This is a genomic window from Flavobacterium pectinovorum, from assembly GCF_900142715.1.
Taxonomy (GTDB): Bacteria; Bacteroidota; Bacteroidia; order Flavobacteriales; family Flavobacteriaceae; genus Flavobacterium; species Flavobacterium pectinovorum.
On sequence record NZ_FRBX01000004.1, the window covers coordinates 506,718 to 529,517 of the forward strand.

20 protein-coding genes, 1 tRNA gene and 1 pseudogene are annotated in these 22,800 nt (G+C 36.1%); 10 read left to right on the top strand and 12 right to left on the bottom strand.

Annotated elements, in window-relative coordinates; all coding sequences use genetic code 11:
* Positions 1-17: 17 nt before the first annotated feature.
* Both BUE22_RS16000 and BUE22_RS16005 read right to left on the bottom strand, forming a co-directional pair.
* Positions 18-1,199: an NAD(P)-dependent alcohol dehydrogenase gene (locus tag BUE22_RS16000; RefSeq protein WP_073396402.1), complete on the bottom strand. Its 1,182-nt coding sequence runs from the start codon at positions 1,197-1,199 to the stop codon at positions 18-20.
* Between the two features lie 146 nt (positions 1,200-1,345).
* Positions 1,346-2,224 (bottom strand): helix-turn-helix domain-containing protein, encoded by an 879-nt coding sequence (locus BUE22_RS16005; RefSeq protein WP_073396739.1) that lies wholly within the window; start codon positions 2,222-2,224, stop codon positions 1,346-1,348.
* Positions 2,225-2,283: 59 nt separating this feature from the next.
* Here BUE22_RS16005 and BUE22_RS23740 point away from each other — a divergent pair, with 59 nt between their 5' ends.
* Entirely contained in the window at positions 2,284-2,433 is a 150-nt protein-coding gene (locus BUE22_RS23740; protein WP_159438482.1) for a hypothetical protein, read from the top strand.
* Between the two features lie 200 nt (positions 2,434-2,633).
* On the opposite strand, the gene BUE22_RS16010 is transcribed toward BUE22_RS23740, so the two are convergent.
* The 3 genes and pseudogenes from BUE22_RS16010 to BUE22_RS16020 form a co-directional block, all read right to left on the bottom strand.
* A complete protein-coding gene (locus tag BUE22_RS16010) occupies positions 2,634-3,701 on the bottom strand; it encodes an alpha/beta hydrolase (protein WP_073396743.1) in 1,068 nt (355 codons plus the stop codon).
* Between the two features lie 161 nt (positions 3,702-3,862).
* Complete coding sequence (locus BUE22_RS16015; protein ID WP_165768476.1) at positions 3,863-4,423, bottom strand: YbhB/YbcL family Raf kinase inhibitor-like protein; 561 nt, start codon at positions 4,421-4,423, stop codon at positions 3,863-3,865.
* Positions 4,424-4,718: 295 nt separating this feature from the next.
* A pseudogene (locus BUE22_RS16020) lies at positions 4,719-4,995 on the bottom strand (helix-turn-helix domain-containing protein).
* 73 nt (positions 4,996-5,068) lie between these two features.
* Between BUE22_RS16020 and BUE22_RS23745 the strand changes: the two are divergent.
* The 8 genes from BUE22_RS23745 (at position 5,069) to lpxD (ending at position 15,371) form a co-directional block, all read left to right on the top strand.
* Positions 5,069-5,218, top strand: coding sequence for a hypothetical protein (locus BUE22_RS23745; protein WP_159438483.1), 150 nt, complete (start codon positions 5,069-5,071; stop codon positions 5,216-5,218).
* 32 nt (positions 5,219-5,250) lie between these two features.
* On the top strand, positions 5,251-6,150 hold the full coding sequence (locus BUE22_RS16025) for a phospholipase A (protein WP_084540270.1): 900 nt from the start codon (positions 5,251-5,253) through the stop codon (positions 6,148-6,150).
* Positions 6,151-6,364: 214 nt separating this feature from the next.
* Positions 6,365-6,955, top strand: coding sequence for a TetR/AcrR family transcriptional regulator (locus BUE22_RS16030; RefSeq protein WP_073396405.1), 591 nt, complete (start codon positions 6,365-6,367; stop codon positions 6,953-6,955).
* A gap of 348 nt (positions 6,956-7,303) precedes the next feature.
* Positions 7,304-8,197: a helix-turn-helix domain-containing protein gene (locus BUE22_RS16035; RefSeq protein ID WP_073396408.1), complete on the top strand. Its 894-nt coding sequence runs from the start codon at positions 7,304-7,306 to the stop codon at positions 8,195-8,197.
* Positions 8,198-8,660: 463 nt separating this feature from the next.
* Complete coding sequence (locus BUE22_RS16040; protein WP_124020480.1) at positions 8,661-9,686, top strand: efflux RND transporter periplasmic adaptor subunit; 1,026 nt, start codon at positions 8,661-8,663, stop codon at positions 9,684-9,686.
* A 22-nt stretch (positions 9,687-9,708) separates the two neighbouring features.
* The gene (locus BUE22_RS16045; RefSeq protein WP_073396412.1) at positions 9,709-12,831 is read left to right on the top strand and encodes an efflux RND transporter permease subunit; all 3,123 of its coding nucleotides are present in this window, start codon (positions 9,709-9,711) and stop codon (positions 12,829-12,831) included.
* 18 nt (positions 12,832-12,849) lie between these two features.
* Complete coding sequence (locus BUE22_RS16050) at positions 12,850-14,118, top strand: TolC family protein (RefSeq protein WP_084540271.1); 1,269 nt, start codon at positions 12,850-12,852, stop codon at positions 14,116-14,118.
* Between the two features lie 221 nt (positions 14,119-14,339).
* Positions 14,340-15,371: a UDP-3-O-(3-hydroxymyristoyl)glucosamine N-acyltransferase gene (gene lpxD / locus BUE22_RS16055; protein ID WP_073396414.1), complete on the top strand. Its 1,032-nt coding sequence runs from the start codon at positions 14,340-14,342 to the stop codon at positions 15,369-15,371.
* A gap of 193 nt (positions 15,372-15,564) precedes the next feature.
* Here lpxD and BUE22_RS16060 read toward each other — a convergent pair whose 3' ends face one another.
* Positions 15,565-16,809, bottom strand: a complete 1,245-nt coding sequence (locus BUE22_RS16060) for a site-specific integrase (RefSeq protein ID WP_073396415.1) — start codon at positions 16,807-16,809, stop codon at positions 15,565-15,567.
* Between the two features lie 300 nt (positions 16,810-17,109).
* Positions 17,110-17,184 (bottom strand) — tRNA-Pro (locus tag BUE22_RS16065).
* Positions 17,185-17,336: 152 nt separating this feature from the next.
* On the opposite strand from BUE22_RS16065, the gene trxB reads away from it, so the two are divergent.
* A complete protein-coding gene (gene trxB / locus BUE22_RS16070; protein ID WP_042567246.1) occupies positions 17,337-18,284 on the top strand; it encodes a thioredoxin-disulfide reductase in 948 nt (315 codons plus the stop codon).
* A gap of 158 nt (positions 18,285-18,442) precedes the next feature.
* On the opposite strand, the gene BUE22_RS16075 is transcribed toward trxB, so the two are convergent.
* The 5 genes from BUE22_RS16075 to BUE22_RS16095 form a co-directional block, all read right to left on the bottom strand.
* Positions 18,443-19,276, bottom strand: coding sequence for a GIN domain-containing protein (locus tag BUE22_RS16075; RefSeq protein ID WP_073396416.1), 834 nt, complete (start codon positions 19,274-19,276; stop codon positions 18,443-18,445).
* An 83-nt stretch (positions 19,277-19,359) separates the two neighbouring features.
* Positions 19,360-20,094 (bottom strand): head GIN domain-containing protein, encoded by a 735-nt coding sequence (locus tag BUE22_RS16080; RefSeq protein ID WP_073396417.1) that lies wholly within the window; start codon positions 20,092-20,094, stop codon positions 19,360-19,362.
* Positions 20,095-20,097: 3 nt separating this feature from the next.
* On the bottom strand, positions 20,098-21,822 hold the full coding sequence (locus BUE22_RS16085) for a PspC domain-containing protein (RefSeq protein WP_073396418.1): 1,725 nt from the start codon (positions 21,820-21,822) through the stop codon (positions 20,098-20,100).
* Between the two features lie 3 nt (positions 21,823-21,825).
* The gene (locus BUE22_RS16090) at positions 21,826-22,158 is read right to left on the bottom strand and encodes a PadR family transcriptional regulator (protein ID WP_007804050.1); all 333 of its coding nucleotides are present in this window, start codon (positions 22,156-22,158) and stop codon (positions 21,826-21,828) included.
* 166 nt (positions 22,159-22,324) lie between these two features.
* Positions 22,325-22,780, bottom strand: coding sequence for a DUF4870 domain-containing protein (locus tag BUE22_RS16095; protein WP_073396757.1), 456 nt, complete (start codon positions 22,778-22,780; stop codon positions 22,325-22,327).
* Positions 22,781-22,800: the final 20 nt, after the last annotated feature.

The window sequence follows — 22,800 nt, forward strand, 5'->3', positions numbered from 1 at the left end:
CCATTGAATATAAGTTTTTAGAATGTGGCTGCATCGATGACGTATCGGTAACGTGCTTCTTTGTGCAGAACTTTCGCCCAAGCCTCATTGATCTGACTTGCATTGATAATTTCGATTTTCGGAAGAACCTTGTTGTCTGCGCAGTAGTGAACCACTTCTTGGGTTTCGGGTATTCCGCCGATCATAGAAGCATTGATATTAACTCGATTATTTCCGAGTCCCATAGTGCTTACGGTTATTTCAAAACCTGCAGGCATACCGACCTGAGTAAAATGTCCGTGAGGTTTTACCACAGAACTGTAGGCTGCCAGGTCAAACTGAACAGGGATCGTGGAAATCATGTAATCCAGTTTTCCCTTGAATGGTTTCAGTTTGTCAAGGTCATCAACAACAATCACTTCTTTGGCTCCAAAAGATAAAATGTCTTTGACTTTATCCTTTGAAGTGGTAAAGGCGTAAACTTCTGCTCCTTTTGAAACTGCAATTTTAACAGCCAGATGTCCCAGACCTCCAATACCTGCAACACCTACCTTGTCTCCAATGTTAAAATTGGCGTTCATAATTGGTGAATACGTGGTGATTCCCGCACAAAGCAGTGGGACAGCTTCCTGCAATGAAATGTGCTCAGGAATATGAATCGCAAAATGTTCTGTCACGACAATATTGTTTGAGTAACCACCCTGTGTTATCCCTGACGGGGAAGTCTTGTCCGGATAGCCGTAAGTAAATAATGTTGTACCCTTATCACAGTATTGTTCCTCTCCATGCCTGCAATTGTCACATTCCATACAACTGCCTACCATACATCCCACACCGGCCCGGTCTCCAACTTTGAACTTTGTTACATTTTTTCCTACCGCGGAAACAATCCCCGCTATTTCATGTCCCGGTACCTGTGGATATTGCTGTTCTCCCCAATCTCCTTTCATCTGATGAATGTCAGAGTGACAGATACTGGCAAATTTTATATCTATTAAAATATCGTTGTCGCCTACAGGTCTTCGTTCAAATTCCCAAGGGCTTAGTTTTCCCGAATTATCTTTGGCGGCATAGCCTCTAGTCTTAATATTCTTACTCATATTTTTGTTGATTTTTATTTCTGCAAACATCTTTATTGGAGTCGCGAGTATTATTCCCGCACTTGCCAGTGCCGTTTGTTGAATGAATCCTCTCCTCGAATTTTTTTTATTGTGATTCATATATCAATGATTTAAATGGATTTTCTAATTCGACAAGTTATACAACGGTCACTATACCATTTATTCAATTGGCATATGTTGTATTACAAAGATATTCCCGGATGGAAATTAAAAGGTAACGATAATCAAACCAAAAATTAAGAATTTCAAACTTCATTTAGCCTGAACGCTTTTGGATTCGTTCCGGTGATTTTTTTGAAAAAATTATTGAAGTAGGTTGGGTATTCGAATCCCAGAGCAAATGCGACCTCTGAAATGCTCCAATCTGTGTGCAGCAGCAGTGCCTTTGCTTCCGTAATTATTCTTTCGGTAATATGGGAGGTCGTTGATTTACCTGTGACTTCCTTGACGACACGATTAAGGTAATTTGTATGCACGTTGAGATACTGTGCATACTGCAGCGCCGTTCTTAACTGTAGAGGATTCGAAGTGGTCTCAATCGGAAACTGTCTTTCCAGCAATTCCAAGAAAACGGATGACAATCTGGACGATGCATTTTTGGTCTGTTCATAATTTTCCGACGGTTCCATCTTCAGAGATTCGTGGATGATCAGACTGATGTAGTTTCGGATCAACTCGTCTTTAAATACATATGAACTTTCCTGTTCTGAAATCATTTTTTGAAAAATAGTATTGAGAAAAGTTCTCTGCCCTTCTGTGATTTTCAGAACAGGTGTTCCGCCGATTTTAAAGAATGATGATCGCTGTAAACTTTCTAAACGTTCGGAATTTTTAAAGAATTCTTCGGAAAAAAGAATGGTGTAGCCAACATAGGTGGTGGAAATGGTTTGCCAAGAATAAGGAATATGGGGATTTCCAAAAAAAAGTATTGTACTTTCTTGCTCATAGCTTTTATCAGAGTAGTGGATCTTACTCTTGCCGGTTGTGAGACATATCTTATAGAACTCTTTCCGGCTATACTCTCTGGTATCAGAGGTGTCATCGTCGATTTGAAATGCTTTAAAGCCCTTTAGCTTCAATTCACTGTTAAATTTTGAATACACTCTAACTATACTTTCTTTCATCATGCGAATTTAAGAAATTCAAATATAAAAAATGCTTTATTTCGACAATTGGCCGGTATATGCGTATAATGCTCGATGACTATGCAAAAGAATTTAAAAGTATGCCTGAAGGCGAATTAAAAAGCCAAAAGAAAATCAATATGGAAAACCTTATGAGGCAATATTATGGTGAGATTCGCATAAATTATCTTGGAGAGGTTTTCAACTAATTCTTTTAAATTAAGCAAAAATATGAATGTACCAAGAACAAAATCGTAAACAAGAAAGATCTATCAAGCTAGTACTAAATATGAATTAGTTATTTGAAAAATTAGTTGGCAAATTTAAAATATGTAGATGCATAAAAAGGCTGAAGTGCAAACCTCAGCCATTTTAGTAAATTCCATTGAACTCTTAAATTTTAAAAGTATTAGATTAAATTTTTCTTGAAGAACGCTTCCAATTTATCGAATGGAATAACATCAACTTTATCATACAGGTCAACGTGAACAGCATCCGGGATAATTATCAGCTCTTTTGGTTCTGCTGCCATTTTGTAAATATCTTCACTAAAGTATCTTGAGTGTGCATTTTCGCCAGCTATTAGTAACATTGGTCTTGGCGAAATTTCTTTAATATAGGATAGCAAAGGCATATTCATAAAGGATAATGGATTAGTAACCAACCAAGATCCATTTGAATTTACAGAATTTGGATGAAATCCACGAGGAGTACAGTAATAATTAAAGTAATCTACCACAAACTGAGGCTCTCCGCCAACCAATTTTGCAGGTAAAACGCGTGGGCCGGCAGCTGGAGTACCATTTTCTGCATCTTTCCAACGTTGCTCGCTCATTTGCTCAAGGCCTGCTGTACGTTGTTCTAGAGTCATTGAATCATTGTAACCTTTTGACATAACTCTAGTCATATCATACATACTCGTTGTAGCTACAGCTTTAACACGTTTGTCAACAGCAACCGCATTTAATGCCATTCCTGCCATTCCACAAATACCAATGATACCAATTCGTTCTCTATTAACAAATTTCTGTAATCCTAGATAGTCAACCGCCGCTCCAAAATCTTCGGTATTAATATCAGGTGATGCTACGTTGCGAGGCATACCTCCGCTTTCGCCAGTGTACGATGGGTCAAATGCTAATGTAGCAAAACCACGTTCAGCCATAATTTGGGCATAAAGTCCAGAAGATTGCTCTTTTACTGCACCAAAAGGTCCAGAAATGACAAGTGCTGATAGGGTTTCTTTTCCACGATTTTTAGGAAGATATAAATCACCTGCTAAGGTAATTCCATAACGATTTTTAAAAGTCACGTTTTCTCTAGTAACGTTATCGCTTAATTTGAAGGTGTAATGATCTTGATTGTTTGAAGTTTCCATGTTCTTTTCTTTTTTATTTAATTTTGTTTTACTGTTCTGACCATATGCCTGTCCCAACATCATTATTGAAACAATGACAATAAATTTTAATATTTTCATACCTTTTAATTTCAACTTTTTACTCTTTACTTTATTTTTAAATTATTTATTAAATCACAGCGAAAATCAGCTGCACATCTAACGGCAACACATCATATCTTAATGTTTTAAGTTGTAGATTTTACTTTTTTAATACAAGTTATTTTACCCGCTTTTACTTCTTAATATTGGTCATAGAAGACTAAACTTGCCTGGGCAAGCGTATTTTTAAAGAGGTTAAATCCAACACCCGGCGGAAGTGTATTTTCATTCAAACCTAAGTGATCTGTCTTCAATGCATATACAGTTATCGTATACTTATGGATTCCTGTGTTCGGAGGGGGACAAGAACCTCCATATCCCGGAACACCAAAGTCTGTTAGGGATTGTACTGCTCCTTTTGGTGTGAGTTTGGCAGAAATGTTTCCCGCACCTGAGACCAGGTCGTTGACATTGGCAGGGATATCAAAAACTATCCAGTGCCACCATCCGCTGCCGGTCGGAGCATCAGAGTCGAACATTGTAATAGCAAAGCTCTTAGTGCCCTCAGGAGCATTTTGCCAAGATAGTTGCGGTGATTGGTTTTCGCCATTGCAGCCAAGACTGTTTAGTCTCTCTTTTGCGGTTGCCTGTCCTTGAAGATTTTTGCTGGAAAGCGTAAATGCTTTCTGAGCAAAACTAACGGTCCCCATAACCAGGCAGACTATTAATGTTGCAATTCTTTTTGTTATCAAAACTTTCATTTTTATTTACGTTATAATTACAAAGCAAAATTACGCAAAGAGGTTCTTAGCAACATTTCTAAGAGGCTCAATTTAGTTTACTGTAAAGCTCACATTCTGGATCTTCTTTTTTTTGTCAAAATACTGAATAGTAATATTTTAATAGCAGAATAGGTTTTGGTTTGCCGCGTTTTACTTCTTTTACTACTGTTGGTTTTCTTTGCGAAAACCTCAGAATTTGATAGAATCTTTTCTATAAGCTGTTTTTAGCGAGTCACAAAATTGGTTGCAGAGCTCGGCTTATTGTATTATGTAGTTACTTACGATTGCACGAACCATCCATTAATTTTTGGATATCCTCATAACGATAGTATAAGCCCTCCAATTTTGTTGTATGGCAGAGTGCCATTAACTCGCAGGTTTTGCAGAGTGCCTGCTGAAATGCTTAGTAGTTTACGAACCTCATAACTTTTGAGCCAGACGCGCGTTTCCTCGCCTTTCTTGCGCGGATACTGTTGATAGCTCCTTATTTCTTCCAGCAGTTCTTTTTTAAATTTTTCAAGGTCATCCTTAGTAATAAGATCTACATTCATAATAAACACTTTTACTTTAATAATATGATCGCCCACCCCATGCCTGTAAGCTTTAAAGATTAGCGCAAAATAAATGCATTGTTATATCAATGAAGCGGAAATGCGTACGTTTGGCGGACAGTGGCTTTTTTTTGCTGCTAAAGGGACATATATTATAATAGATACTGTTGTTGTTTTTAGCAAAGCAGGTGATTTTTACTTTACAGCTTTTGGTGCAAAATAGGTATTTATCAGAAAGCATCTAACCGATTGCAAATGCAAAAAGCACCTAATCGACCAATATGGGCGATAAGCAGACCTGTTAATTTGGAGTTCACCGACATACTTTTGTTGCAAAAAAGTATCATGAAATTTGGCTTCTCAATTTTATTGCTGTCCGTTGTTTTCAGCTCATATGCTCAATTTCCTGTAGACAAAGAGTCTGTCGATCAAATTATTACGGGGCTTCCTGCTTTTTCAATATTTAAAGATAATTATTTTGTGACGGGTGTCAACCTCAGTGAGGAGCCTACAAAAAATTCAATGGATGCTAAGTTTCAGATCAGTTTTAAACAACGTTTATCTAATGAAGCTTCCGTATTTGGCGCTTATCCCTATTTGACCTACACACAAAAATCATTCTGGAAGATTTATAAAGCATCAAGTCCATTTGAAGAAAGTAACTATAATCCAGGACTTATGCTCCTTAAACCCGTATACCGTGACAAAAAATTTATAGGGGCTTTGAATATGGGAATTGAACATGAATCCAACGGACGAGACAGTATTTATTCACGAAGTTTTAATGCCGTGTCGGTGGGTTTTATTAGATTATATTCTCCCAAGCTAATGGTAGGGGTAAAACTCTGGCTTCCATTTCTTATAGACAACAATCCTTCACTTCCAAAATATATTGGTTATGCGGAAGGACAGCTGCAATGGATAATACATGAAGACAGACTATTTTTTGATCTCACGGTCAGAAAAGGAGCTGACTGGGATTTTAAAGGAAGTATAAATAGTGCAATAAGTTACCGTCTTACAAAAAATGCTAACCAGCTCATTACCCTGCAATACTGGCAGGGATACAGTGAAAGTCTGATAGATTTCAAGAAAGAGCGCGGAATGCTCCGCGTTGGATTTGTGCTGAAACCGACTTTCTATCGCTTTTACTGATTTTGAATCAGCAGGGCCAATTGAGAAATATTAGTTAAGCGACAAGTAGACTATTCTTGGCTATTTTAATCTTTTTGACTGCTGGTTTAGAATATCTTGTAAGATTTATAAATTAGATCGTTCCGGCCTATAATATAGTGTGTTCAGCTTATTACCATTTGTTATTTATAGCAGCAAAGTGACAGAGGAAATATAAGTTAAAAGGCTTACATCCATGAATAAAAAACAAGAAATTATTGAAGCAGCTTCCTTGCTTTTTTCTAAAGAAGGAATTAGGAAAACCTCTATAGATCTTATTAGCAGGAAGTGTGGTATTTCTAAAAAGACCTTCTATATTTATTTTACAGATAAAGAAACTATTATTACAGATATCGTAACAAATGCATTAAGAAGGACTGAAGAATATATACAGACTCTTTCGGTCATTTCTTTAGATGCACTTTCTGAACTTAGTAGTTTTTTTGAATTTATTCAGAATGATAATTTTGAATTTACACCAATTTTTCTGAGTGATCTTTTGAAATTTTATCCCGATATAAGTGATCTGATTACAGAATCCAGAAAAACAAAGTTTTTACCTTTTTTTATCCATAACCTCGAAAAAGGTGTATCTGAAGGCTGTTATCGAAAAGCTATTAACGGAAAGCTCACAGCAGAAATGTATTTCAGGCAGGTAGACTTCACACTTGAAGATGGAACTCTTACTGCTTCTGAAAAAATCCATGTTTTAACGTACATCAACAACTTCTTTCTTTATGGAATTGTAAATGGAATGGGATCAAAGCTTTTAGTATCCACACGTTGAAACAGGACTGGATAAAATGGAATCTAGGATAAAATTGACTGGAGTGATGCTCTTGTAAGAGGTGTTTTCTACTAATACTGTTTTAAAATACTTTTATAAGTTTATAAGATTTTGCCTTACAGTCAATTTTATTTGATCTAAAAATTGAAAAAAGATTGGAATTCAGGGATTACTTTTTGATTTAACACCATTTAAATAGTAACACCATTATCTTTTTTAATGTCGGCGATTTTAAATTAGTTAAAAAAAAATTGAACAATTAAATTAATATTCGACATTTGTATAAAGGAAAGCTGATTTGATTGCTTAGGAATTTCAAGATTTTTTTTCAGCCGTATAATTTTAGCAATGGAAAAAAATAAAAATATCAATCATCATTTCAAGTTCGACGAGCTCCATGCTTTGGAGAAGATACATCACAGTGGACTTTTTGTGGAGTGTAATATCGTTATGCCAGAGCTTGAACATCTCACAAGACATTTTAGAAGCGATTTTTTTCAAATTATGCTCGTAAACAGCGGCAGCGGAGAAGTGAACATTAACCTGCGGGATTACAAAGTAAAATACCGGGATTTTTTGACAACCGGGCCTTACGATATTAAAAAGGTAAATAATACAAATAACTGCCGGCATTCTTTAGTTCTATTTACCGGCGATTTTATCAGAGATTCAGGAATTAATAAATATGCAAACGAACTGCTTCATACATTTACTTCAGGTATGTCGTCTAAATACAGTCTTAAATATGAAGATTATAAGACCATAAATAATAAAATTGCTGAAGTTCATAATCTTTATGTCAATCAGTCAAATCATATTTATGGTAAAGAACTTCTTTATCTATCTTTTACCTCCCTGCTTTTCGAAGTCGCAGCTGTAAGCGATAAATACTCTGAAACTGTCAACACACCAATTTCAAGAAAAGAACATATAGTATTAACGTTTGTTAATCTGGTCAAAGATAATTTTAGGGAACATAGAAATTTATCTTTTTATGCTTCTAAATTGAATATTACTCCTAAATATCTTACTCAAACTACTAAAGCTATTTCTGGAAAATCTGCTGCATTGATTATAGAGGGTATTGTAAATGAAGAAGCGAGGATGCTTCTTGATGATCCGTCTCTAAGCATAGGAGAGATATCCCATATGCTGAACTTTAGTGACCAGTCCTTTTTTGGCAAATTTTTCAAGCGAGGTGTTGGTGTCAGCCCCAAAAATTACAGAAGCATCCGAAGATAAAAAATAGTAAGCATCGACCTTATCATTTTTCAATCAGTAAATAACAAATATTGATGAAGTACCATTGTAATTTTACATCATTTTTTTCAATATCGAACGATAGCTGGAGCACTTTGCTCGTGTCTTGTATGACTTCTGGATTTTAGCACCAAATAGAATTCCCCTGCAATTGATTACCGTTTAACTGCTTTAGTTTAAATATCCGCTTATTTCTTTATCACCTGCGCTCTTCTAAATTCTAAATTCAACGAAATTTCTTATAGCGTTCTGTGGTTTTTTGTATTTAAAATATTGGTTTTTAATATTTTAAGTTGTTCTTTTTTGAAATTTTCGCAATTAAAACTTACAAAGTAAAAATGCGACAATTAGACCAATATTACAGAAGATTGTCTCTTTTAACAGGAGGTGCTTGTTTCTACTTTTGCCTGCATACAGTTCAAATTTAGAAACCTATAGTTATTTTATGAAATCGTTTAAATTTTTTTTAGCAGCGCTTGCACTTGCGTTCTCTACTCAGAGCTGTAAGAAAGCCGAAACACAACAAAAACAGAAGCCTGTAAAAGTGTCTTATGTAGAAATCTCCGAAGTGGAAAGAGAACAGGAACTTCGCTATTCAGCAACAATTGAAGCTGATAATACTGCACAAATTGGTTTTGCAGTATCCGGGATTGTAAACGCAGTATTAGCCGAGGAAGGACAATATGTAAAGCATGGACAACTTCTCGCTTCACTGGATGCGACTACTTTTTCAAATTCTTTCAAAATTGCAAACTCAAGCTATGCACAGACTCTTGACTTATATGATAGACAAAATCAGCTGTATAAAAAAGGTAGTTTGCCGGTAAGTGAATACATCAGCATTAAAGCCAAACTTGAGCAGTCAGAGGCAAATAAAAAAATCAGTGCTAAAAACCTTGCAGACTGCAGGTTAAATTCTCCCATGTCAGGTATCATAACAATAAAAAGTATTGAGAGAGGAAGTACAGCAGGCCCCGGGGTGGCTGCCTTTACAATTATTAAAACTGACCAGGTTTACGCAGTTATATCTGTGCCAGAAGTTGAAGTGGGAACACTTCGTCCAGGCATGGACGTTTCTATTTACGTTCCAACATTAGATGAGAACTTAAAAGGCAAGATTAACATTATCAACCCTCAGGCCGATCAAACATCTAAGACCTATATGGTAAAGGCCAAAATTAATAACAGTAATCAAAAGCTACTTCCGGGAATGCTTGCAGAAGTTGCAGTTTTTCCGAAAAAAAATAAAAAAGTAATTGTTATTCCTGCTTCTTCTGTTGCCAGAGATGCAGATAACTTTACCTATGTCTATGTTATAAACAACCAGAACAAAGCTGTCCGCAAGCGTATTACTGTGGGTAAAATTACGGGGAAACAGGATTTGATTGTTGAGCAGGGAATAAATTCTGGTGATAAGGTTGTAGTCTCAGGAGTAACCAGACTTAAGGATGGTGCAGAGGTAACATTTTAATTGAGAAGTAACAAGATAACAAATGAAAACTAAAAAAATAAATTTCATAGAGTGGGCAATGAAACATAAAGAGATTACAATTGTGGTCACTTTTATGTTTGTAGCCTTCGGAATATACTCTTTGCTAACCATGCCCAGGGCTGAGGATCCCAAAATTGATATGCCAGTGGCAATGGTCTATGCTTTCTATCCGGGAGCAGATGAAGTGCAGACTGAAAAACAAGTTACTGATAAATTAGAACAATACCTTTTCTCCTTTGAAGAAGTAGATAAAAGAAAAACTAGGTCTCAAACTAAAGATGGATCGGTGTTCGTCACTGTTGAGCTCTATTCTAAAGTTAAAGACCGAAAGAAATTCTGGGCTACTCTGCAGCATGGTTTAAATACTATTTTAAAGCAGGAACTGCCTTCAGGTGTGCAGGGACCAGTAGTAAACAGTAATTTCAGTGATGTGTCGGCGGAAATCATATCAATATCCTCTTCAACGCGCAGTTATAGGGAGCTGGACAGCTACCTTGACAAGGTTGAGGATAATTTGAAGACTATACCGGAGGTATCCAAAATTAATCGCTCAGGCGAGCAGAAAGAGCAGATATACGTTACGATTGATGACCGCAAAATGCAGCAGTACGGTTTTGATGTATCTACTATCACCAATGTGCTTCAAAAGCATAATGTAACTGGATATTCGGGCGAAGTGACGATCAATAAAAACACTATCCCTATTTTCACTGACAGCCAGTATATTTCGGAAAAAGAGATTGCGGATCAGATCATTTATACAACAGCTGAAGGAATTGTAGTTAAGCTTAGCGATGTTGCTAAAGTTGAGCGCCGTTATGAAGAGGAGACTTCTTTTATCAGACTAAGTAAAGAAAGAGCTGTTCTTTTATCTATTGCAATGCAGTCCGGAAATAATATTGTGACATTCGGTGAGAAAATTGAAGAGAGGCTTAAAGAAATTCAGAAGGATTTTCCAGATGATGTTAAGATACAAACTGTATTTTCTCAGCCTAAGGTGGTTGAGCATAGTGTGAGCCATTTTATGCTGGAATTTGGCCTGGCAATTATATCTGTAGTAGTTGTGGTAATGCTACTACTGCCATTCAGAATGGCAGCCGTTTCTTCACTTGCCGCTCCAATTGCTGTAATGGTCACCTTTGGGGTAATGAATATGATAGGCATAGAATTACATCAGGTTTCCCTTGCTGGTCTAATCATTGTTTTAGGAATGCTTGTCGACGACGCTGTTGTGGTTGTTGATAATTATATAGACAAGCTGGATGAAGGAATTACACCATGGGAAGCTGCTTATAAAGCTGCAAAGCAGCTGGCGCTTTCTATATTTACTGCAACATTAGCAATTATTTTTGCTTTCCTTCCTCTTGTCATCTTTATGGAAGGTATTGCCAAAGATTTTATGGAATCACTGCCAGTTGTTATTGCTGTAGCATTGACAGCATCACTTCTGATTGCTTTGTTTCTTACCCCTTATATGTGTTTTGTGTTTATTAAAAAGGGACTCCATCATCAGAAAGATGAAAATAAAGCAAGTAAGAAGTCCCTGCTTGACCGCATGCAGGATCTATTTGACCGTGCAGTTGCATACTGTTTTGAGAGACCAAAAGCAACACTTTCTGGAGGTGTGCTTGCTGTAGTTCTGGCTTTTGTAATTGCAGCGAATGTACAGCAGGAATTTTTCCCGGTAAGTGAGAGGGATCAGTTTAGTGTTGAATTCTGGCTGCCAAGCGGCATGTCGCTGCCCGAGACTGAGCGAGCTGTTGTAAAGGTCGAAGAAATATTAAAGAAAGACCCGAGGATTAAAAGTATTGCAAGTTTCCTGGGAACAAGTGCGCCGCGTTTTCAGACCTCTTATTCTCCCGAGAATCCAAGAAGAAATTTTGCACAGCTTTTAATTACAACTGAAAGTGATAAAGCCACTGAGGATATGGTTAAAGAATATCGACCAAAATTTGAAGGTTTTTTAAAAGACGGTTATGTAAGATTTAAACAACTAAGCCTTCAGGAAGGAGCTCCAATTGCTATTCGTGTGATCGGAAACGATATGAAAGATCAAAAAATGGTAGGAGAAAAGATAGCAGCCATACTTGAAAAAGCAAAAGGGACTAACTGGGTACGAAGTGACTATGAAGATGATTATCTGGGAGTAAGCTTGAAAATAAAAGAAAGTGCTGCTTCACGCCTTGGGGTTTCAAATGAAGCCATAACCCAGACTCTTGGAGCTGGATTAAAAGGGTATTCCGTTTCTAAGGTTTGGGAAGGAGATAACCCGATAGATATATTTATCAGGCTCGATGCTGATAACAGAAATGATTTAAGCAATATTGAAAACCTTCATGTTACCAGTTCATATGGCAAATCGGTTTCATTAAAAGAAGTAGCGGAAGTTACTCCTACCTGGCATACGGGAGTTATTGCCCGTCGAAATGGTTTGAGAACTCTGTCTGTTCTTGCAGAAGCTCAATCAGGAATCAAAGCAGCAACCATCCTTCAGAATATTGAGCCTGAGATTGATGCCCTTGAGCTTCCGTCAGGAATTACTATCAAATATGGAGGGGATGCCGAATCCAGTGCTGATAACATGCCGGGAATGCTTACAGCTCTCTCTGTAAGTATACTTTTAATATTTCTGACTCTGCTGTTTCAATTTAAAACACTTGCGAAAGCGCTGATAGTACTCTCAACATTCCTTCTAAGTCTTCTAGGAGCTTTTACCGGTCTGTTTGTAACAGGAAATCCAATGGGGATGACTGCATTTATGGGTATTATTGCTTTAATAGGTATTGTTGTCCGTAACGGTATTATACTGGTGGATTATACAGATGAACTAATCAAGGATCATGGGTACAGTATAAGAGACGCTGCACTAACAGCTGCTAAAAGAAGAATGAGGCCGATCTTTCTAACATCAGCGGCAGGCGCAGTAGGTCTTGTTCCTATGATTGTCAGTAAGTCGCCACTGTGGGCACCTCTGGGAAGTGTTCTGGCTTTTGGGTTACTTGTATCTATGGTTCTTACTTTATTTGTTATCCCTGTTATGTATTATAAGTTCATTAAACCGGAGATTCTTGAATCGGGAGAACAGGATGAAGAGCTTAATAAAAGCGAATCCAGCATCCATTAATCAATAAAGAGGAATATTATGAAAAGTATATACAGTATAAGCATTATAACCATGCTTTCGCTGACATTTTGCTGCGGCTTGAGAGCCCAGGGAAAACAATTGAGTTTGGAAGAATGTCGAACTATGGCTTTAGCCAATAATAAAAAAATAAAAAAAGCTGCTCATAATATCGATGCAGCCAAGGCAGGACTTGCCTCTACTAAAGCTTCCGCATTACCTTCATTGGAGGGGTCGGTAAAGGGAATTCACGTGGGAGATCCATTGAGTTCACTTTTGCCTGGAGAAATGCTTAACGGAGGCCTTGATATTAAACAGAACATTTACAGTGGCGGAAAGCTCAATTATGGAAAACAAACGGCATCTAAATCAGTAGAACTTTATGAGAAGCAGAAAGAGATGACTGAAGCCGAAGTCTTACTTGCAGTTGAAACCAGTTATTGGCAGCTTGTTCAGGCTACTGAAAATATAGCTGTCAGCAATAAATACAGAGATATGCTTAAGGACCTGCGCCAAGTTTTTCAAAACTCAGTAGACGCGGGTCTGACTTATAAGAATGATCTGCTTCGTGCTGAGGTAAATCTTAATAATGCAGAATTATCAATCCTTCAGGCTAATGATGCCCTTATACTCGGCAGGCTTAATCTCGCCCAGCTAATCGGTCAGCCTGGTGAAGTAAATTTTACAATTGAGGAAGCTCTGGAGTATAATTATCAAGAAGTCAATGGGCAGGAATCTGTACAAGACCGCCCTGAAATACAAATTATGAAGAAAAGTTTGGAAATTGAGGAGCTTCAGACTAAAATTTTAAAAGCTGACCAGCTTCCACAGGTTGGCCTTTCAGCAAGTGGTCTGGCAGTATACGGAAATGGCGTAAATCCCTCAAACCAAAATAATCAAATGTATACCTATTACGGTATGCTCAGTGTTTCGATACCAATATTCAACTGGGGCAAAAACCAGAACATTGTAAAAGAGCAGAAATTTAAAGTTGAAGCTGCAAAAGAAGAATTAGAAGATAGCAAAGAGCTGTATAATATCGAAATGGCAAATGCACAAATGCAGCTAAACCAGTCTTTTAAAAAAATTGCACTTTCAAATGCTTCTTTAAGACAGTCAGAAGAAAACTTGAGACTTGCTAATGATCGTTATGGTGTTGGAACAATAACCGGCAACGACGTTCTGGAGGCTCAGGTAATTTGGGAGCAGGCAGTACTTGCTCTTGTTCGCGCAAAGGCAGAATACATGATTAATCTTGCCTCTTATAAGAAAACTATAGGTAAGTTATAAGAGAAAAATCTGTAATTATTGATTGTGCCGGTCTTCATCCAATCCGGATGCAGGCCGGTTTTTTTAATATAGGCAGGCAAGATATTTTTGAATTACTATAAAACGTTCAAAGAATGACAATAACCAGACATTTTATATATAGAGAGTTCTAGCCGCCTATATAATACAATAGTACAGATTCATCTCTTTCAACCGAAAGTGTAAAACATAAAAAGGAAATAATGAAATTCAAAGCAGAACAAATAGCAGGTTTACTTGACGGAGAAATCAAAGGAAATCCTAAGGTTGAAGTTTTTAAACTGGCCAAGATAGAAGAGGCAGCAGAAGGGTCGCTGACATTTCTTGCAAATCCTAAATACCTGAAATTTTTGTATTCAACAAAAGCGTCAATTATTATTATGGATTCAAATTTTATTCCTGAACAGCCCCTGTCTGCGACAATTATCAAAGTTTCTGATCCCTATAAATCTTTTACTAGATTGTTAGAATATTACAATGAAGTAAAAATGATGAAGTCAGGAATTGAGCAGCCATCTGTGATTTCTGAAAGTGTTCAATATGGAGAAAATCTTTACTTGGGAAGTTTCTGTTATATTGGCTGCAACGTTAAAATTGGAGACAATGTAAAGATCTACCCTAACAGTTTTTTGGGAGATAATGTATATATTGGAGACAATAGTGTAGTATACGCCGGAGTAAGGATTTATTCTGAAACACAAATAGGAAGAAACTGCATAATACACTCAGGTTCAGTTATCGGATCTGATGGTTTTGGATTTACTGCGGAACAGGATGGAACGTACAAGAAAGTACCCCAGATAGGAAATGTTGTAGTTGAAGATAATGTAGAGATAGGTGCGAATACGACCATCGACAGGGCAACTTTAGGTTCTACCATAATTAGAAATGGAGTAAAGCTCGACAATCAAGTCCATATAGCCCACAATGTTGAGGTAGGCTCTAATACCATAATAGCGGGACAAACAGGAATTGCTGGTTCGACAAAAATCGGAATAAATTGTCTAATCGGCGGACAAGCGGGAATTATTGGTCATTTAAATATAGGCAACAATGTACAGATTCAAGCTCAATCCGGAGTGACCAAAAGTATAAAGGATAATACTTCAGTTCAGGGAACTCCAAGTATAAATCATTCCGATTTTCACAGATCATACGTTCATTTTAAAAATCTTCCAAAGATTGTAGATGATATTTCTGCTTTAAAGAGACAGCATGAGGCGGAAAGTATTTAGAGGAAGTACTTTTCAAGAATTGAAAACAATGAGTAAAGAATTTTTGCTTGTGTTAACTTATGTTCCTTTTAATTGAGTAAAACGACAAATCTTATATTTCAATGAGCATAACAATAATCACGTATCCGATTATTATTTAAATTATAAAAGGCAGTCAATAATGACTGCCTTTTATAGTAAGATTTCTAGGCTTTCAATTACACAACACATCCCCAGACATCCTTAGCTCAAGATTGCGCATATCCTCGCTGAGTTTATGCTCAACCACCTTAGCATAGATTTGAGTGGTACGGATACTTGTGTGTCCGAGCATTTTGGACACGCTTTCAATAGGTACACCATTGCTCAGGGTAACGGTAGTTGCAAAAGTATGCCTTGCGATATGAAAGGTGAGCGTTTTTGTTATTCCGCAGAGGTCAGCAATCTCTTTCAGATAGCCGTTCATCCGTTGGTTTGAAATTACGGGAAATACGGTGCCGTTACTCAGAGACCTTGGATCATCACGGTATTTTTCCAATAGCTCTGTTGCCTTAGGTAATAAGGGTACGCGAACAGCTATATCCGTTTTGGCCCTGCTAGTGGATATCCATAAGCCGTGGTCAATACCCGTAATGATCTTATTTGGAGTAAGTTCAGCGAGTTCAATATATGAAAGCCCCGTGTAGCAGCTAAATAGGAACATATCCCGCACACACTTCAGACGTTCTATAGTAAATTCTTTGTTAGCCATTGCAGTAAGTTCTTGAATGTTCAGGCACTCCCGTTCAACTTTGTCAAAATGCTTCTTAAAGCTTGCAAAGGGATCTTTGGCCAGCCAGTCTAATTTGACAGCCATATTTATCATTTTGCGCAGCCTTTCAATATGCTTCATTATGCCATTGTTGTTAAGAGGCTTTTGGTGGTCTTTAGGGACATAATTAAAAAGGAAGCGCTCAAAGTCCAAAATAAACTTGTACTTAAGCTGTGAAAGGAAAATATCATTTCTGTAGAGTTTCTCCAAAAGGAATTTTTTCACATACCGCTGTGTGGTATGGTAATTCTTCATGGTTCCCGGAGCAAGTTTATGCATCTGCTGTTCATTATGATAATCCATCAGTGTCATTAATGTTGGAGTTGTGTTGTCCGTGCCTAGTACCCGGTCGCGTATCGCAGGGCCGTCTATCGCAGCATCATTCAACAGCATCTGCTGATAGGTATTTATGATCTTTGCCTTGAACTGGTTAAGAAATAGGTTGAGTTCAATAATTTCTTTGCGGTTTCCCTTAGCCATGCCTTTTCTTTCATCCCATTCGGCTGCCTTAACGGAACGCTTGACTGAAATCTCAGTCCGTTTTCCATTTACCGTTACTCGGGCACAGATGGGAGCCGAACCTTGGATCGTGGTTTTTTGGGTCTTTAGGTAAAAGAGGACCCCGAATGTAATTCCTGCTGTTTTCATATCTCAAAAATTTAATGTTTCAAAAGATTTGAACATTAAATGGGTCTCAATACATCTGATTTTTTGATCAAATAAACGCGTATTTTGAGAAGCATCAAATGTTAAAATTTGAGCACAACAGACTGAAAACGATTGTATTAAAATGATTTTTGGAACCTGCAAGGTATAAAAAGAAAAGGGGTAGCCGAATAGGTCCCATTTTCTTTGATATATCTTGAATATTTTGGAGTTGAATAAAAAGAAAAACCCCTTAAATCATACGATTTAAGGGGTTTTGACTGACTTTGAAAGTCTAAAAAGTCGGGGTGGCAGGATTCGAACCTGCGGCCTCCTGCTCCCAAAGCAGGCGCGATAACCGGGCTACGCTACACCCCGTAAGCGGATGCAAATATAGTAATAAATTCTGTTTACAAAAGAAAAATTTCAAAATAAATAAAACTTATTTTAAGATAGTTATTTAGGATTTATTTTGAGGGGAATTTTTTATAATAAAGTTTACCTTTGCATCACTAAAAACTATACATATTATGTCAGATACAATCGAAAAAATTAAATGCCTAATTATTGGTTCTGGTCCGGCGGGTTATACTGCTGCAATTTATGCTGCCAGAGCAAATATGAATCCAATATTATATCAAGGAATGCAGCCTGGTGGTCAATTGACTACGACAAATGAGGTAGAGAATTTTCCGGGTTATGTTGATGGTGTTACAGGTCCTGAAATGATGGTTCAGTTACAAGAGCAAGCAAAACGTTTTGGTGCTGATATTCGTGATGGCTGGGCTACAAAAGTTGATTTTTCAGGAGATATTCATAAAGTTTGGATTAACGATGCAATCGAATTGCACTGTGAAACCGTTATTATTTCTACAGGAGCTTCGGCTAAATATTTAGGATTGCCTTCAGAACAACATTACCTAAACATGGGTGGAGGAGTTTCTGCCTGCGCTGTTTGCGACGGATTTTTCTACCGTAATCAGGAAGTTGTTATTGTTGGAGCAGGAGATTCTGCTTGTGAAGAAGCACATTACTTGTCTAAACTTTGTAAAAAAGTAACCATGTTGGTAAGAAGCGAAAAATTCAGAGCTTCGAAAATTATGGAAGAACGTGTTCGCAAAACTGAAAATATTGAGATTTTAATGAATCACGATACTGTAGAAGTTTTAGGTGATAACAACGTTGTTCATGCGATTAAAGCATTAAACAAAACGACAGGTGATGTAATTGAAATTCCTGCAACAGGATTTTTCGTTGCAATTGGTCATAAACCAAATACAGATATTTTTAAAGATTATATTACTCTTGATGAAACAGGTTATATTATAAATGTACCAGGAACATCTAAAACAAATGTTGATGGTGTTTTTGTAGCCGGTGATGCTGCAGATCACGTATACCGTCAGGCAATTACAGCTGCAGGTACTGGTTGTATGGCTGCACTTGATGCTGAAAGATATTTAGCGTCTAAGGAATAAGTAAAAATTGTTTCAGGTTTTCTTTGTTTCAAGTTCCTGGAAACGTTAATTAGAAAGCCAATAAAAAAATAAAAAATCCCATTCGTCGCGACGAATGGGATTTTTTATTTTAGAATGTTCCAACAAACTTGAAACAAAGGGAACCTGAAAACTTGAAACTATTTAAGTTTTTTAATCAATTTTGCTTCTTCAGAAAAACGGGTAAGTTCAATTTTTGGATTTCCAAATAAGGTAAGTTCTGATTTGTCTCCGGCAGCTATCGAAATAGTAGTTTCTGCAAGAATAGTTCCTGTTGAATATCCTTCTGTGGTAACATTTGCTTCTTTTAAGGTGAATTTTGTTCCTGTAAAAGTAGAATTGTTGTCTAAACGAATAGTTCCTTTTTCGGTAATTCCTTCAATTGCAGCATTTGCTTTTTGATACAAATCACATTTAAATTTTATTGCAGCAACCAATGCTTTTATTGAAGCATTTTTACTTAATTGTAACGTACCATCATCTGATTTTAAGTTCAATTCCGTTTTTGATTTATCATCAGCAATTAAGGTAAATTTTTTAGAATTTGCATTCAGAAATAATTTAGAATAATCAGAACTGTTAAATGTAATATCGTCTAATTGAAGTTCTTGTATAGCATAAATGACTGATTCATTTTTTGCAATTACTTTATTAAGAGATTTTGTGTACGTAACGCGAACAATTAATTTCTTAAAAATGGTGCTTTCTTTTGTTGTGTATAAACGAAGCATTCTGTCTCTTAAATCCATTCCGATGATTTCGTGTAAATTGTCATCGGCTTCGATTTTGATTTCGTTTTTCTCTCCACGTTCCAGATAAACTTCCAGATTGTCATCGGCTTCGATTCCATCAAATTCTCCTACTTCTTTAATAGAAGTGGTTACGATTTTAGATCCTTTTAGTTTCTCTCTTTTTTGTGCAAAAGTTAATGTCGTAACTAATAATAATAGGAGTAAGGCTGTACTTTTTTTCATTAATTCTAGATTTGATTTGGACAAATATAAAAAAATCATCCACTTTTGATGAATGATTTCTTTTATATTTAACAGATAAATATTTATCCCTGGCTGATGCTTCCTCCTGAACTTGATTTTTTCTCGATTGTTTTAGGAGCTATATCATAATTAATATGACCTCCGCTGCTTGCTTCTGCTTTAAGGCTTACAATTGGATGTACATTTATAGTTCCTCCGCTTGAAACATCTGCGTTTACTTCGTTTGCCAATAATTTTCCGGCATCAACACTTGCACCGCTTGAAGCTGTTGTTTGAACTTTTAAAGCTTTTCCCTGAACGTTAATAGAACTTCCGCTGCTTGATGTGGCTGAAATGTTATCAGATTCAATGTTAAGATCCATAGTTGCTGCACTTGATGATTCAAGATCTATATTTTCTCCCTGAAAAACATTTTTGCTTTGTACAGTTGAAGCACTCGAGGCTTCAATTTTTTCAAGAGAAGGTACTTTTACAGTAACTTTTTTCATTGTTATGTTGCGGAAAGAACTGAATTTACATTTAATTATTAAAGTTCCGTTTTCTACTTTAGTTATAATTTCTTTCTGCAAATTATCATCAGCTTCTACAGTAATTTCGGTTGCGTCAGATTGTTCGATTACAACATCAATGGCATTGCTTACAGATATGTTTTTAAAATCTCCTTCAACAATTCTTTTTTCGGTAGTCACATTTCCGCTGCCTTCAACAGTATTCATGTTAAAATTACAAGAGGCAAATAATAATGCGGTGATTGTGGCAATAATGAATTTCGTAATATGAATGATTATTTTGATCATGGCTTAGTTAATTTTGATTATTACTCCGTTTTTATCAGTGGTTAGTTTTCCTTTAGTTTTTTTTCCGTTTAAAACTTCTTTACCGTTAATTTTAACCGAAACTTCATTTATTGTATCATTGTCGTTTTGATTTTCTTCAATGGTAACATCGTCAAAATCATCTTCATTTGGCGGGCAATCAAAACATTTAATTTTAGAACCTTCTACCTTGTAGTTGTAATTTCCACTAAAGTGTAAGTTGAAAAAATCATCTTCAGAATCGTCGTAATCTTGTACAGAAGAATCTGGTTTAAATAACTGTCCTTCTGGCAAGTATAGATATATGTCAACTTCTTGTCCTCTGAATTTGTTTTTTACATCCGTAAGAAAATAATTATCCAAAATTAAATGATTTCCGTTAATTTCAATCTTATAATTTATTTTTTCTGCTCTTTTTTTAGCATTTGTAAATGAATTTCCTCTTGCACTTTTTTCTATTTGCAGGTATGCATTAGATTCATCAGTACGTAAAACATGCAAACGAACATCTGTAGAATAAATCAATTGATTGTTGGCAGAATCCTGTACAAATTGAAAATCTCTGTGGTGATCTAAGTCTTTAGCATAATAATCATTATATCTAAACTTTACATAAAGCGTATCGTTTGGACTAATACCAATCTCTTTTTTCTCAATAGTTTTATTATCATAAGAAATTTCAGTGGCTTGTTTAATTCCAATGCTTATTGCAATTGCTACTGCAATAATCCAGATTGCTAACAAGGTATATTTTGTGATATTTCCAATTGATTTTAAGTCTGGAGATAACAATTTGAAACCTAATAGCGTAAGGAAGAAAAACGGAATTCCAACTGCAAAGAACATCAATAAACCAAATGACCAGATAGGGTAATCTGTAAAGTTTCCTGCGTCAACAAAGTTTTGCCAAGGAAAATCAACAAAAACATTCGTTCCTAAAGTAAAAACCCCAATCAGTAACATGATTAAAACGCTAATTCCTGACATGATTAAAACTACTCCTAAAAATTTAGCGAAAATTTTAAAAATTGTCATGATAAAGTCTCCAAATGAACTACTTATTCTCTCAGCTCCCGACTTTACCTGGTTTCCCATTTTATCATAATCTGCACTTTTAAATTTATCAGATAACGATTCAATTTCTTCACGAACTTTTTTCTCAATGTTTGAAATGGTTACCGGTTCACCAGTCATTTCTAATTTTTCAGAAGTTGTAACTGCTTCCGGCGTTACGATCCAAAGAACAAAATAAGCTAAGATCCCGGTTCCGAAACCTGCAAAAACAAATATTAAGAATATGATTTTGATCCAAACGGCATCAATTCCAAAATAATGTCCTAAACCTGTGGCAACACCACCAATCATACCTTTTTCTTTATCACGGTATAATTTTTTGGTTTTTCTGTTTGCATAATCATTAAAAGACTGATTTGGTTTTTCGTCATCTTCAATGATGTAATCTTCAGGTTGTCCCATTACTACAATCACTTCCTCAACATCTTTCAATCCCACAACATGTTTGTCGCTTTTTTGTTTTTCTGTTAATAATTCAGAAACACGCATTTCGATATCTTTAATAATTTCATCCTGACCAGATGAGTTGTTTAATGATCGTTTTATGGCGTCAAAATAGCGCGTTAATTTTAAGTATGCATCTTCATCGATGTGAAAAAACATACCTCCTAAGTTAATATTTACTGTTTTGTTCATGACTTATTGATTTTGATTGGTGATTAGTTTTACGGCGTCAGACAATTCTGTCCAGGTACCGTTAAGTTCGTTTAAAAAAGTTTGTCCTATTTCGGTTAATCCATAATATTTTCGTGGTGGTCCGGAAGTCGATTCTTCCCAGCGATAATTGAGTAAACCGTCGTTTTTCAGTCTGGTTAAAAGAGGATAAACCGTTCCTTCAACCACTAATAATTTTGCGTTTTTTAAAGTGTCTAATATTTCTGATGTGTATGCGTCTTTTTCTTTTAAAACAGATAAGATGCAAAATTCAAGAACACCTTTGCGCATCTGTGCTTTTGTGTTTTCAATGTTCATAATTTCATTTTGTTTTTTTTAGATTGAACAATTCGTTTTTTGATTGATGATTTTGATTGATGATTGATTTCGAAACTATTCTATTGATTGTTTGTATGGTTTCGACTATAACTTTTAATTTTTTTTATGTCACACTGAGCGAAGTCGAAGTGCTTCATAATAATGATTACTTTATAAAAGGAATCGTTAGCGGATATTTGTAATATTCTCCGTTTGAAGTTTTTATTGAAGCATAAATCACTAAAAAGAATTCCAAAACTTTTAGCAATCCAAAAAGTACTACAGCTGTTGCACCAATTGTTAATAACCCGATGTTACCCTGAAAATTGAAATTTCTGATAACGAAATCTTCATCGTTAAAAACAGCTTCCATAGGAAGGTTTTGAAGAAATACAATGATGAAAATCGGAATAGCAATTAAGGCTAAGATCAAAGTATAAAGCAATAAACTTAACTGAAAATTTAAAGCCTGTTTTCCGTGGTGATTTACAAATTCTGATTTGTCTTTGTAACTCGTCCAGATTAGTATTGGAAAAATATAATTTCCAAAAGGAATGATATACTGACTTAATGTACTTAAATGTGTGAACGTTGCAGTGTTCTTTTCTGATGTTGTTTCCATGATGAGTGGTGTTGTTGTTT